The sequence below is a fragment of the Sinorhizobium arboris LMG 14919 genome (assembly GCF_000427465.1).
GTDB classification, from domain to species: Bacteria; Pseudomonadota; Alphaproteobacteria; order Rhizobiales; family Rhizobiaceae; genus Sinorhizobium; species Sinorhizobium arboris.
In genome coordinates this window covers 1,972,295-1,984,580 of the sequence record NZ_ATYB01000014.1, presented here as the reverse complement: position 1 = coordinate 1,984,580, position 12,286 = coordinate 1,972,295, and the positions used below count along the sequence as shown (strand labels likewise).

The 12,286-nt window shown below is 61.8% G+C and carries 12 protein-coding genes; 7 read left to right on the top strand and 5 right to left on the bottom strand.

All coding sequences use genetic code 11. The features are described 5' to 3' along the window. Nucleotides 1-107: 107 nt before the first annotated feature. Together SINAR_RS0120945 and SINAR_RS0120940 are read right to left on the bottom strand one after the other, a co-directional pair. Nucleotides 108-1,214, bottom strand: coding sequence for a hypothetical protein (locus SINAR_RS0120945; RefSeq protein ID WP_028000880.1), 1,107 nt, complete (start codon nt 1,212-1,214; stop codon nt 108-110). A gap of 185 nt (nt 1,215-1,399) precedes the next feature. After that, complete coding sequence (locus SINAR_RS0120940; RefSeq protein WP_028000879.1) at nt 1,400-2,110, bottom strand: DUF899 family protein; 711 nt, start codon at nt 2,108-2,110, stop codon at nt 1,400-1,402. Between the two features lie 195 nt (nt 2,111-2,305). Between SINAR_RS0120940 and SINAR_RS0120935 the strand changes: the two genes are divergently transcribed. Beyond that, on the top strand, nt 2,306-3,058 hold the full coding sequence (locus SINAR_RS0120935; RefSeq protein WP_028000878.1) for a pyridoxine 5'-phosphate synthase: 753 nt from the start codon (nt 2,306-2,308) through the stop codon (nt 3,056-3,058). Between the two features lie 245 nt (nt 3,059-3,303). Beyond that, on the top strand, nt 3,304-3,984 hold the full coding sequence (locus SINAR_RS0120925) for a LuxR C-terminal-related transcriptional regulator (RefSeq protein ID WP_028000877.1): 681 nt from the start codon (nt 3,304-3,306) through the stop codon (nt 3,982-3,984). Nucleotides 3,985-4,038: 54 nt separating this feature from the next. Here SINAR_RS0120925 and SINAR_RS0120920 read toward each other — a convergent pair whose 3' ends face one another. Continuing rightward, on the bottom strand, nt 4,039-5,373 hold the full coding sequence (locus tag SINAR_RS0120920) for a GDSL-type esterase/lipase family protein (RefSeq protein ID WP_028000876.1): 1,335 nt from the start codon (nt 5,371-5,373) through the stop codon (nt 4,039-4,041). Nucleotides 5,374-5,800: 427 nt separating this feature from the next. On the opposite strand from SINAR_RS0120920, the gene SINAR_RS0120915 reads away from it, so the two are divergent. The 3 genes from SINAR_RS0120915 to SINAR_RS0120905 are packed head-to-tail and all read left to right on the top strand — an operon-like array spanning nt 5,801 to nt 8,272. Then, complete coding sequence (locus SINAR_RS0120915; protein ID WP_028000875.1) at nt 5,801-6,232, top strand: hypothetical protein; 432 nt, start codon at nt 5,801-5,803, stop codon at nt 6,230-6,232. A 45-nt stretch (nt 6,233-6,277) separates the two neighbouring features. Beyond that, on the top strand, nt 6,278-6,427 hold the full coding sequence (locus tag SINAR_RS1000000135645; RefSeq protein ID WP_084617576.1) for a DUF5989 family protein: 150 nt from the start codon (nt 6,278-6,280) through the stop codon (nt 6,425-6,427). Between the two features lie 12 nt (nt 6,428-6,439). Then, the gene (locus SINAR_RS0120905; protein ID WP_028000874.1) at nt 6,440-8,272 is read left to right on the top strand and encodes a carbamoyltransferase family protein; all 1,833 of its coding nucleotides are present in this window, start codon (nt 6,440-6,442) and stop codon (nt 8,270-8,272) included. Nucleotides 8,273-8,316: 44 nt separating this feature from the next. Here the strand turns inward: SINAR_RS0120905 and SINAR_RS0120900 are convergent, their stop codons facing one another. After that, nucleotides 8,317-8,838 carry a hypothetical protein gene (locus tag SINAR_RS0120900; protein ID WP_084617574.1) on the bottom strand — a complete coding sequence of 174 codons (522 nt, stop codon included), beginning with the start codon at nt 8,836-8,838 and terminating at the stop codon, nt 8,317-8,319. Nucleotides 8,839-9,154: 316 nt separating this feature from the next. Between SINAR_RS0120900 and SINAR_RS0120895 the strand changes: the two genes are divergently transcribed. Beyond that, the gene (locus SINAR_RS0120895; protein WP_028000872.1) at nt 9,155-10,549 is read left to right on the top strand and encodes an aminotransferase-like domain-containing protein; all 1,395 of its coding nucleotides are present in this window, start codon (nt 9,155-9,157) and stop codon (nt 10,547-10,549) included. 184 nt (nt 10,550-10,733) lie between these two features. After that, entirely contained in the window at nt 10,734-11,159 is a 426-nt protein-coding gene (locus SINAR_RS0120890) for a DUF983 domain-containing protein (protein WP_028000871.1), read from the top strand. Between the two features lie 117 nt (nt 11,160-11,276). Here the strand turns inward: SINAR_RS0120890 and SINAR_RS0120885 are convergent, their stop codons facing one another. Then, nucleotides 11,277-12,164 (bottom strand): SDR family oxidoreductase, encoded by an 888-nt coding sequence (locus SINAR_RS0120885; RefSeq protein ID WP_028000870.1) that lies wholly within the window; start codon nt 12,162-12,164, stop codon nt 11,277-11,279. Between the last annotated feature and the right edge of the window lie 122 nt (nt 12,165-12,286).

The window sequence follows — 12,286 nt, the reverse complement described above, 5'->3', positions numbered from 1 at the left end:
CTTTCGACAGGGATCTGTACCGGATCACGCCGACTTTGGAACACAGCGGCCCTCGCCCCCGTTCGGCGTTGGGGAGGCAGCAGGATGGGCACTTTCCTCATCCTGCCCTAGTGACCGTGGTTCTTGTGCTGGCGGCTGACCGAGAGGATGAAGAAGGGCTCGTCGCCCTTGAGGGGCTTTAGCTTCTGCTGGCAGTTCCACGCCTCCTGAAAGCTGTCGCGCGTCAGCAGTTTGCGGTATTGCGCGGTCGCCGTCATGCATTGCATCAATGTGCTTTGCAGACCTTCCAGTGCGGCATGAGCATAGATCTCGCCATCGAGGGCGAAAAGCTGCGCCGCAAGCGAGGTGCTTTCGTAGAGCATGTCGGCCTCGCTATCGAGCCGGTCCGCGGTGATGAAGTCCTGGCGCAGCGGGATACCTTCTCCGTCGTGGGAAAGGGTGACGCGGATGCCGGACGCAGGCGCATCGTGCCAGGTGAGCGCGATGGAGAACGCAAGCGCTTGATTGCCCGAGGCCGGTGCGCGGTTCCCGTCAGACACGCTTGCTTGGGCAAGCGTTCCATGTCGAAGGGCAGCTTCGCGCAACTGGGCGGCGAATCGTCCGGTGCTTTTGTGCTGCGGGCCGGTCACCCCGATGCTGACGGAGGGAAGCCCTCTGACGGCGGCCATCGGACCATTGACGAGTTTTGCCTCCGCATCGATGCCGAGCGACATCTCCGACGCCGGGAGAGGGGCGAAAAGGAGAAGCGGCAGCACAGTGAGCACTGCCCAAGGAGAAGAGAAGGGGGCGGGCTGCCACGGCGGCCTGCGTCCGGGCCGCGGCGGGCGGACGTCCGCTGGCTTTTGACCTGAAGGCGCAGGCACATTGGATGGATGCCGTCGATACTCAGGCACATAGGTTCCCTTGGGAATGGCGATCCGCCATTCCTCTTGAGCGCCGTCGGTTTCGTAAAAAGCCTTGAGCAGCTTGCGCAGCTTGCCGGCATGGACCCGTACAAGCGGGTCGCTGTCGGCATCGAAGGTCTGGCTGCGTCCGAAAACATCGATGGCGATCGAGTAACCCTTCAACTGAGCGCCTTCACCGATGATTTCCTTTTCCACCACATAGGCGAGAAACGCGCGCAGCCGCTCGGAGCGTTGAAAGCCCTTGCTGTCGAGAATCCGGGCGAGCGCTCGCCGGATCGTCTCGTTGCATGGCCTTTCGGCTGGCGTCATCGATGGCTCCAAGAAAAGATGCGGCTTAATGCCGGAAAAGTGTTTTAGAACATAAGCAACCTTAACCTGATTCGGAACTTAGGCCCAAAGATGGTGGTTGTCAGGCCGCGCGCCAGAAAGCGAGCGTTTTTCCGGCTCGGCAACAAAGATGCGTCAATTCGCCAGGGGGCTCCAAGACGGCCGAATCATCCGCCGCTCGGATATTCGAGTTTCGGGTACCAGTCGGCACCCCGGCCTTCGGGCGTGGTGTCGAGCAGGGTCCATAACGGGTCGGGATCGGGTGCGCCGCGCGGGTCCTGGCCCGGATCGGCCATCTCGCCGCTGATCTCCGCACTCCAGAAATGCCGGATCGTTCCGTCTCTCCGGGTGAAGACCGTGTAGCCCGGAACGTCCTCATCGTCGGCACTGACATAGTCTCGGGTGAAGGCGCCGTCGCTATCGGAATAGACCTTCAATTGCGTCCAGCCGCGGGCCTTCTTTGCGGCGAGCAGTCTCTCCACCGGCGAACGGGCGACCATGGCGAGTGCCACGCGCTGCTCGATATCGGGCACCTTGCCCTCCCAGGCGGCCATCAGGGAGGTGCACATGGGGCAGGGTCTTTCGCGCTGCGGTCCGAACATGTAGCTGTAGATGATGAGGGTGTGCTTGTCGCCGAAGAGATCGGCAAGTGTGACGGGTCCGTTCTCACTCTCGAAACGGTAGGCCTTGGTCGCTTCGCCGCCCGGCGGCAATCGCCTGCGCAGCTCCGACACCCGCTCGATGTGGCGCCTCAATTCGATTTCTTCGGCGAGAAGCGCATTACGCGTCTGGCGGTAGTCGGCACTTTCGTTTGGAAAGCGGGCGCGGTTTCGCGCTGCCAGCTCCTTAGCGGCGATCGGCGTCGTCTGCATGGTCATGTCACACTCCTCCGGTTCAATATGGTGCGCTCGGCGATTAAGTTGATATCAACGTGTCTGGCCGCTGTCAAAGAGGCGCGAGGCGCAGGAACTGCGAATGAGCGATTCCTGTTTCCTGAAAACTGCGGTAGAACAGCGGCGTAGCCATCATTCGGCCCCTTGTGCAACCGGGGCGTCTCGTCTGAAAGTTCCGATATGCCTGCAAAGCTCTCCGTAAATCTCAACGCCATCGCCATGCTGCGCAACCGGCGTGATCTCCCCTGGCCATCCGTGACCGGCCTTGGCCGCACCGCCTTGGAGGCGGGTGCGAGCGGACTGACCGTTCACCCGCGTCCGGACCAGCGGCATATCCGTTTTTCCGATCTCCAGCCGATCCGCGACCTGATCGACGACGAGTTTCCGGCTGCGGAATTCAACATGGAAGGCTTTCCCAACGAGCCGTTCCTCGAGCTGGTCGAGCGGCACGAACCGGAGCAGGTGACACTGGTGCCGGACGATCCCGCGCAGGCGACTTCCGACCATGGCTGGGACTTTCGCAAGAGCCATAACCTGCTCGGCAATGTCGTCGGACGGCTGAAGAAGAGGGGTTTCCGCGTCTCCCTCTTTGCAGACGGCATTCCCGATCCGGATGCGCTGAAGATCGCGAAGGAGACCGGCGCCGACCGTATAGAGCTTTATACCGGACCCTATGGCGGTTGTTACGACGATCTGGAGAAAGCGGAGCGGCTCGCGGCCGAACTCGGCCGCACTGCGGAGATCGCGATCGGCCTTGGCCTGGCTGTCAATGCCGGCCACGACCTGACAGTCGCCAACCTGCCGTTGCTCGTCAAATACATTCCCGAACTCGCCGAGGTCTCGATCGGACACGGACTGACGGCCGATGCGCTCGAACACGGCATGGCCGAAACGGTGAGACGTTTCCGCCGCGCCTGTGGCGAGGCGGCTTAAGGAGGCCGGAAGCGAGCTCCCCTGCAACCCGGTCTGCGTCGTCGAGAGGAACGGCATCCCTTGTATTCCGACGACGATCACCTTAGCGTCTATGGTGCGGTGACTCTCGCGCCAGGGATGTTCAAGGGCCTTCTGCCGAGCGAGGCCGATCGCCGGTTCAGGCCCGGTTAAGCGCTTGTCGTTCGGAATCGTGCAAATGCTCTAAAAGGTCCCGCGGTGGGGCTCCTTATCTACGAGGTGGGGCAATGGACACGGAAGACCATCAGCATCCCGGTTCTTCCATCGGCCCTCGTATCGTCGTGGTCGCCGATCGCCCGACGGTACTGGACGACCTGTGCCGCCTGATTGATGCCGAGCCCGGGTGGAAATTGATTGCATCCTGCCGAACCGCTGCGGATGCGATCGAGGTCGTCTCCGCCGGTCCCGTCGATCTCGTGGTCGCCGACCTGAACCTGCCGGAAATGGATGACTTGGAACTCGTTCATTACTTCAGCCGCTATTGGCCGGACTTGGCCTGCGTCGTCCTCGCAGCTTCGATGAACGATGAAGAACTTGCCGAAGCGACGCGAAACGGCGTCAGCGGCGTCCTCCTGGAGGAACAGGCCGAGAGCGCCCTTATCGATTGCATCCGCGCAGTGCTGGCGGGGCGCACCTATGTTGCGGGTCGAAGCTTGAATGCCGTGGTCAGCCGGATCCGGGAACGCGACATGGAACGCCGCGCCGTCCTGCAGAAGTTGACGCCGCGCGAGCTGGAGATCTCGCGTCTGGCCGCCTCCGGGCTGCGCAGCCGGGAAATAGCCGAAAGGCTCGGCATTTCTCCTGGTACCGTGAAACTCCATCTTCACAGCGTCTACAGCAAGCTCGACATCACGACCCGGGTGGAACTCGCCAATCTCGCCCAAAGACTGCAGCTCGGCCACCGCTGACGGCAGTCTCGTCGCCCGGTGGGCGTCGTCATGCCCCAGCGCGCCCTCTGCGATCTATTCCTCGTTTTCTACGAGTTCCCGAGCGCCCGATGCCGCCGCGACCACGTGACGCCGGATTTCATTCGCCGCGAACTCGGCCCCCGCGCGGCTGAAATGAGCATCGGGCGCATACATGAGGAGGGGATCGGCTTGGGCCCGGATCGCTCCATTGAGATCGATGACCTCAATCCCTTCCGCTGCGGCGGCATCGAGGACCTTCATCCTCAGCGGGTCGAAGGGCCGATCCGATGAGAACGGTCCCATGAAACGGTCTATCCTGGGCACGTAGACCAGGGTGAAGGAACCGCCCCAACTTTCGGTAAGTTCCTTTGCCCGGTGCAAAATTCGTCTGAACTCCGGATTGTCCGGCGTAATCTTCGGATAAACCAGCCCCAGCCGCGTGAGGGTTTGTTGCAGGGCGACGAAATTGCGCAACAAGGCCGTCCTCGTCAGGAGGTCCACGCCTGTCACTGGGGTGTTCTTGTGCTCCGCCAGTAGGTTTCGGGTCTCGTGCATTGATGCCTGCACGGTTGACTGCAAACCGAAATCCGCATCCGGAGACAGCGCAGAGCGGAGCCACGGCACCGCAAGTTCGCGTTCTAGATTTTCCCAATCATTGCCTTCGAAGAAGACCATCATCACGCGGCGGGGGCGCAAAGCGGCGCCAAAGCGACCGAGTGTAGCGAGTTCGGTCAGGGGTCCGTTTCCGCGTATCCCTATGCTCGCGGTACTGATGCCGGCCGCCCTCAGCCGCGACGCCAGATCGTATCCGGGGGGCAGGCAAAAGCCCTCCACGAAGGAGTCTCCGAGAAGCATCAAATCCAACTGGTCATCATAGACATGGTCGGGATTGTTGAAGCCGTGTCGGTCCGCGGTGTAGCTGACGAGGCCGTCGCCGGACGTGCACAGCACCACCTGCGCCGAGGGGAAGCCCGACAGCAGCGCTTTGGCCAGTTCATCGGTGCCGGAAAGACGGTTCAGGTATCGAAGCGTGAAGCCGGGAACCATGTTCTCGTTGCGTCGTAGCGTCTCTGCCTGCGCTTCGCTGAGCTTGCCGAACATTCCCAAACGGACGGTCACGGCCGAGACCGTATGCATCGCTTCGAACAGGAAAAGGCCCAGCAACATGCTCGAACCACAGACACCCGCAAGGACGGACAGGTTCGGTTTCGCAAACAGGCCCACCGCGATGAATGCTGCCGCAAGCAGGCCAGGGACCAGCACGTAGCGGATGAAGTGTGGGGTTTCCGCGGAGAACTGGTGATAATGGAGCAACGCGTAGAGGGGGCTCAGCAGCAGATAGAGGGCGGGAAGCGCGCATACTGCAAGCCCGAGATGCCGCTTTGTCATTATGCATTACCTCTCTCGCAACCATCGAGCAAATCGGGGCCTTCGTGAACGCGTCGCTCAAAGTCTCATATCCTGCGCTCCGCAGTGACGGCCTGGCCGATTAAAGTCTTAATCCCGGTGGTTGAACTCGGCTAAATGGCTTCGAAATAGAAATTGTGCATATATTCTCGCGCCGAAAATATACGGATTTTTTCCACGCGAGTCTCAACCAAAATCAGGGAAGGCTGCAAGTGTGCATGCAGCGCGCGTCATGCTGCTATCTGCTTTCGGGCGGCGCGAGGGGGCAGGCGCTCCTATATCCTATGGTATATTGACCCGAAAGATTGGCGCTTGTTCTATACGCCTTCTATTCATTGTAACCCGAACGCAATTCGCAACCAGTCGTATTTTGCATAGATATTAGCACTCGCCGTCTGGGAAGTGCCCAATGAACAATTCGCATGAATCCTTTCCGGATCACGCCCTGGAGGGGCCGTCGAACCGTAGCTTCGGCTACACCGTTGGGGGAATTCTGCTCGCTTTCGTGCTCGTGAGGTGGCTGGTCACGGATTCGTTTACGTCGATCTCCGCCGGCCTTGCCGCGGCCGGCATGCTCCTCGTTTTGCTGGCGCTCGTTCGTCCTGCCTGGCTTTCGGTGCCGAACCGGCTCTGGATGCGGCTCGGCCAGTTCATGTTCAGGGTCGTGAACCCGGCGGTGATGCTGTTGATCTACAGCACGGCATTTGTGCCAATCGGCCTGTTGCTGAGGTGGCGCGGCTACAAACCGCTCGCCGCCTCTTTGGATCGGAACGCCGACACCTATTGGATATTGCGCGCGCCGAACGAACCTGACCCGGCGACGATGCGCAATCAATTTTGACCCAGGCCAAAGCGATTGCTCGGTTTGCGAGCGGAGGAGAATGGCATGGAACTGATACGTGAGCTCTGGACCTACATGGACGTCCGAAAAAAGTTCTGGCTCCTGCCGATCTTCATCGTGCTTGGCGTCTTTGGCGCGTTGGTCGTGCTGACGCAGGGTACGGCCGTGGCGCCATTCATTTACACCTTGTTCTGAGCCGCTCCGCCCATGCGCATTCTCGGCATCTCGGCCTTCTATCATGACAGCGCGGCAGCGGTGATCGTGGATGGCCGCATCGTTGCCGCAGCGCAGGAGGAGCGCTTCACCCGCAAGAAGCACGACGCCGGCTTTCCGGCCAATGCCCTGGCCTATTGCCTGGCTGCTGCCGAGTGCGAGATGGCGGAGGTCGATCATGTCGTGTTCTATGACAAGCCGTTCCTGAAGTTCGAGCGGTTGCTTGAGACGTATCTCGCGTCGGTTCCGCGCGGCTTTCGTTCCTTCAGCATGGCGATGCCACTCTGGATCAAAGAAAAACTGTTTCAGAAAAGGTTGTTGCGCAGGCAGTTGGGCAAGCTTGCAGGGACGAAAGAGTGGTCCGGCTCGCTTCTGTTCACGGAGCATCATCTGGCGCATGCCGCCAGCGCCTTCTTCCCGTCGCCCTTTCCGAGCGCCGCAGTGTTGACGATGGACGGTGTCGGAGAATGGTGCACCACATCGCTGGGACATGGTCGCGGCAAGGACTTCGAGATATTGAAGGAGATTCGCTTCCCTCATTCCCTCGGGCTGCTTTACTCCGCCTTTACCTACTATACCGGTTTCAAGGTCAATTCCGGCGAATACAAGGTGATGGGCCTGGCCCCTTACGGACGCCCGCTATTCGTACAGAAAATACTGGACAACCTGATCGACGTGAAAGAAGACGGATCGTTCCGTCTCGACCAGCGCTATTTCGATTATTGCGCCGGTCTCACCATGACCTCTGCCGCCTTTCACAGGCTTTTCGGCGCCGAACCTCGCAAACCGGAATCGCCGCTGACTCAGCGTGAGATGGATCTAGCCGCTTCGATACAGGCGGTTACCGAAGAGATCGTCCTGAAACTCGCCCGTCATGCACGTCAGGAGACTGGGGAACGATACCTTTGCCTTGCGGGCGGGGTCGCATTGAATTGCGTCGCAAATGGCAAACTCCTCAGGCAGCGGATCTTCGACGACATCTGGATTCAGCCGGCCGCAGGTGATGCTGGTGGCGCCGTGGGTGCGGCGCTGGCGGCTTGGCACGGCTACCTGGGAAACGGCCGATCCATCGACGGACGAGACCGCATGGAAGGCGCCTATCTCGGCCCGGCTTTCGACCAGCAGGAAATCGAGAAGCGGCTGACCGCCAGCGGTGCTGTGTACCAGGTCATGCCCGACGAGATGCTGATCGCGCGTACAGTCGCCGCGCTGGTGGAGGAGAAGGCGGTCGGATGGATGCAGGGGCGCATGGAGTTCGGACCGCGGGCTCTGGGGGCACGATCGATACTAGGCGACCCGCGCTCGCCGACAATGCAAAAGACGTTGAACCTCAAGGTCAAATACCGCGAGAGCTTCCGCCCCTTTGCCCCCTCCGTCAGGCGCGAGGACGTCGCGGAATGGTTCGATCTCGACGCCGACAGTCCCTACATGCTGCTCGTCGGCGATGTGCTCGACAGGCACAGACTGCCTCCCGGTTCCGCCGAGGCGGAGTTGTTCGGCATAGACCGGCTGAACGTTCCGCGATCGGAGATTCCTGCGGTCACGCATGTGGATTATTCCGCCCGGGTGCAAACGGTCCATCGGGACACCAATCCCCGTTACTGGGAGCTGCTGAGCGCGTTTAAGCAGCGAACCGGCTGCCCCGTTCTGGTCAATACCAGCTTCAACGTCCGCGGCGAACCGATCGTCTGCACGCCCGAGGATGCATACCGTTGCTTCATGGGCACCGAGATCGAATGCCTCGTGGTTGGCAACTGCTTTCTACGGAAAGAGGATCAGCCACCGACGCTTCGGCAGGACTACAAAGAGCAGTTCGAGCTCGACTAGGGAATTCCCGCATTTCTCCGAAACGCGGACAAAGATCGCGAGGATCAGGATGCCGGCGAAGACGCCGACGGCATCAAGATTGCCTTCCGCCTGAGCGACCTGATGGTCGCGTCAGTCGCACGCCAGCCAGGGCGGTTGCCGATGGGGACAGGCGCTTCAGCAGCATACGACTCTGCAACGTTGCTTGTGCCGGCATCCCCTTCGACCAGTGCCCGGCCGTCCAGCCTCGGAATGGCCGTGTCGACGGAGGCGATTGCGGCCGGAGCTTTACCCCAGCGAGACGCCAGGTGACGAAACACTCTGGTCGCGACATATATCTCTTCGGCAAACAGGAGCGTCTCGCGCACGCGCAGCCTGTCTTCGATATCGACATAAAGCACGCCGGGGATCGTCAACGGCAGCGTTGCCACGATCGGGTCCAGGACCAAATCGATGGCTTGAGGAGCAACATCATTGAGAATGAAGACGACGAGACCGGTCTGGCTTGCCCAGTAACCGGCGACGATGAGGTCAGCAGGCAAGTCGCCGCCAGAGCCGACAATCTCGATAACGCTTCGCGTTTGCATGTGTCCGCCCACGTCGGTCAAAGAGGGGCCGAGGCCAGGATTATCAATGGCAGGGGCGCCAAGCGGCGCGCGATCGCTTCTTAACTTTGATTGAATGCCTGATTTCTAAGCTTCAAATATGCGCCGAGACTATCCCTTTCATAGAGCTTGCGCCATATGCCCTTGGATATATGCCGGCAGGGGGCGCTATCCCATCGCATCCTGATCTTCCCGGCCGAATGCCAGGTACCCGCCTTTCTCCCCCCTGCCGGTCACCCCTTGCGCCCCGAGCATTCTCCATGCAATATCCATACATTACAAGACTGAAGAGGCTTTGATGGACGAGGATCGCGTGCAAGTGTCCTGGGTACCGACGCTCGGCAGGGCGAGGGGGCCCCTCTATCTCGCGATTGCCGATGAGATCGCTGCCGACATCGCGGCAGGTCGGCTGAACGACGGCATGCGCCTGCCGCCGCAGCGGGCGCTTGCGGCCACGCTCGGCATCGACTTCACCACCGTCAGTCGAGCCTATAACGAAGCGCGGCGGCGCGGCATGGTCGAAGGGCGCGTCGGGCAGGGTACCTATGTCAAGGCTCGGCGCAGGAGTGCGGGACGTCCCACCGCCGGCGGTCTTGTCGACATGAGCATGAACCTGCCGCCGCTCTTCGACGACCCGGCGCTCACGGCGCGAATGTGGATGGAGGTCGCGACCCTTGATCAGCGGGACCCCGAGCTGCTGATGCGCTACCAGCCCGTCGGCGGCACGGAGCGGGACAGGGCCGCGGGGGCGGCATGGCTCAAACCGCGGCTCGGCGATGTCCCGGCCGATCGGCTGGTCGTCTGCACGGGGGCGCAAGGGGCGCTGCTTGCGAGCGTCGGGACCCTGGCGACGAGGGGCGACAACATCTGCGCCGAGGCGCTTGCCTATCCCGGGTTGCGCTCTCTGGCCGCCTTTCTGGGGATCGGCCTCGTGAGCGTCGGGATCGACCGCAGCGGAATACTGCCCGAAGCCTTCGAGGCTGCCTGCGTCCGGTACAGGCCGAGGGCGCTCTATTGCAATCCGACGCTTCACAACCCAACGACGGCGACACTTCCGCCCGAGCGCCGCGAGGCGATCGTGGCAATCGCACGCCGCCATGGCGTCGCCATCATAGAGGATGACGCCTACGGCGCGTTGCCGGCAAACCCGGCTCCGCCGCTGGCCGCCCTCGCGCCGGACCTCGTCTATCATGTCGCAGGACTCGCGAAGTGTCTGTCTCCGGCGCTCCGCATCGCCTATCTGGTCGCGCCGGATCGATCGGCGGCCGTCCGTCTCGAGGGGGCGATCCGGGCGACAGCCGGCATGACGTCCCCGCTCTCGGCTGCGATCGCTACGCGCTGGCTGGAGGACGGAACGGCGCAAGCGGTCTTGGCAGCGATCCGCGCTGAAGCCGGCGCGCGCCAGCAGATCGCGATCGAACGGCTTGCGGGCGCCGATCTTCTCACTGATCGCGAGGGCTTTCATCTCTGGCTGAAGCTTCCTTCCGGCTGGAACCGCGGCGAGTTCACGGCGCAATTGCGAACGGCCGGGATCGGCGTCGTCGCCAGCGATGCTTTTTCGATTTCCGATCCGCCCGAAGCCGTGCGGCTCGGTCTCGGTGCCGCCCCGACGCGCGACCAGTTGCGGCACAGCCTGGATGTCATCGCGGGCCTCCTGCTGCAATCGCCGGCGGCGCAAAATCTCGTCGTTTGAACGTCCGGCACTCCGATCCGGGGTGCTGCGTGGAATTGCCGCGCCTCGTCATGCATACAATTCATTGCTTGCGTATGTTTTGTATGTCAATATCCTCCGGTGTTGATGGATGCCGCCCGGCCGACGGGAACGTCTCAGTGGGTTGCGGGTTTTCGGGGCACGCAGAAAATCGAAAGGAAGAACGATGCCGGACCATGAGTGGCCGCCCCTGTCGCCGCTGCATACGGGATTGCGCGGTCGGTGCCCCCGCTGCGGCCAGGGGCATTTGTTCGATGGCTTCCTGAAGCTCAGGCGAGAGTGCGAAGTCTGCGGCCTGGACTATTCCTTCGCCGATCCCGCGGACGGCCCTGCTTTCTTCGTCATATGCTTTGCCTGCGTGCCGAGCGTGCTTCTCGGCGTGTGGCTCGAGGTGCAATACAACGCCCCCCTTTGGGTTCATCTGCTGGTCACTGGACCGTTCATGCTTCTGACGTGCATCCCGCCGTTAAGGCCGCTGAAAGGGTGGTTGGTGGCGAGCCAGTATTTCTACAAGGCCGAGGAGGGCAAAGTGGCTCGCCGTGCGGCAGCCGCGCCGGCGCCGGAGGGTTCGGGCGAGACCGCCGCGCGCTGAAGGCGACCGCTTCAGGCTTTACCGCCAATCGGAAAGGCGTCAGGCGGCCCTGTTTATGGCCGCTCCGGAAAGGGGCCCCGGCCATTTGCCGGGGCTACCGTGGCATGCCCAGTCTAACTAATGGGCGAGTGCTGGTTTATTCGCCTCCAGGAAGGAGGCGAGATCGACGGGGTTCCTGCCGGTGAGGCTGGCGGTGTCGCCGGTGACGATGTCGAAATGTCCTTTGCGGGTATTGGCGTCGAAGGAGACAAGGATCGGGACGAAGAAATCCGGCAGGCCCGCATTCCTGAGGCCGCCGGCCAGCGCTTCATCGGAGACATGGACCACCTCGAGCTTCTTGCCGGTGGCTTTGGCTGCAAGGGCGGCGATCTCGTCGGTTGTGAGAGCCTGCGTTCCGGTGAGGGTGTAGGTGCGGCTCTCGGTCGAGTCTGACTGGAGAGCGGAAGCGGCGGCCGCGGCAAGGTCGCGGCGACCGATGTGGGAAATACGGCCTTCGCCGGCAGAGGAGAACCATTGCCCTGTCGCGAGTGCGTGCGGGAGCGACAGGAGGAGATTCTCCATGTACCAGGCGTTGCGCAGGATCGTGTAGGGAATGCCCGTCGCCTTGATGGCTTCTTCAGTGCCGAGATGGTCGGATGCAAATGGGATAACGGAAGTTTCCGGCTGCGGCATCGACGTGTAAAGGATGTGCTTCACCCCCGCCTTTCTGGCCGCCTCGACGGCGGCAAGGTGCTGCTTCAAGCGCTTGCCCGGTTCGTTGAGGACATCCGTTGAAATGATGAGAATGCGGTCGGCGCCGGCGAAGGCCCGCTCAAGGGAGGCCGGATCGTCGAAGTCGGCGGCACGCGCTTCGACGCCCTTGGCTGCGTAGTCCGCCAGTTTGGCGACGTCCCGGCTGGCGGCGATGATATCATCCGGATTCCTCTTGCCGGACGCCAGGAGCGCATCGAGCACGAGTTTGCCGAACTGGCCGGCGGCGCCGGTTACGAGCAGTTTTTCAGACATGATTTTCCTTCCGTTTCCACTCCAGCCCGTTGCGCGGCATGTCCGATCGACATGAGCTCGTTCCGAATGCTGGTCTCTTTTTGAGAGTTGCTCTTATCCCGTGATATGCTAAGAGCTGTAAA

Bases quoted from the DNA above. Each gene is read 5' to 3' on its own strand.
- SINAR_RS0120920 (WP_028000876.1), bottom strand. From the start codon at position 5,373: ATGACAAAGCGGCATCTCGGGCTTGCAGTATGCGCGCTTCCCGCCCTC.
- SINAR_RS0120905 (WP_028000874.1), top strand. From the start codon at position 6,440: ATGCGCATTCTCGGCATCTCGGCCTTCTATCATGACAGCGCGGCAGCG.
- SINAR_RS0120935 (WP_028000878.1), top strand. From the start codon at position 2,306: ATGCCTGCAAAGCTCTCCGTAAATCTCAACGCCATCGCCATGCTGCGC.
- SINAR_RS0120945 (WP_028000880.1), bottom strand. From the start codon at position 1,214: ATGACGCCAGCCGAAAGGCCATGCAACGAGACGATCCGGCGAGCGCTC.
- SINAR_RS1000000135645 (WP_084617576.1), top strand. From the start codon at position 6,278: ATGGAACTGATACGTGAGCTCTGGACCTACATGGACGTCCGAAAAAAG.
- SINAR_RS0120915 (WP_028000875.1), top strand. From the start codon at position 5,801: ATGAACAATTCGCATGAATCCTTTCCGGATCACGCCCTGGAGGGGCCG.
- SINAR_RS0120890 (WP_028000871.1), top strand. From the start codon at position 10,734: ATGCCGGACCATGAGTGGCCGCCCCTGTCGCCGCTGCATACGGGATTG.
- SINAR_RS0120925 (WP_028000877.1), top strand. From the start codon at position 3,304: ATGGACACGGAAGACCATCAGCATCCCGGTTCTTCCATCGGCCCTCGT.
- SINAR_RS0120885 (WP_028000870.1), bottom strand. From the start codon at position 12,164: ATGTCTGAAAAACTGCTCGTAACCGGCGCCGCCGGCCAGTTCGGCAAA.
- SINAR_RS0120900 (WP_084617574.1), bottom strand. From the start codon at position 8,838: ATGCAAACGCGAAGCGTTATCGAGATTGTCGGCTCTGGCGGCGACTTG.
- SINAR_RS0120895 (WP_028000872.1), top strand. From the start codon at position 9,155: ATGGACGAGGATCGCGTGCAAGTGTCCTGGGTACCGACGCTCGGCAGG.
- SINAR_RS0120940 (WP_028000879.1), bottom strand. From the start codon at position 2,110: ATGACCATGCAGACGACGCCGATCGCCGCTAAGGAGCTGGCAGCGCGA.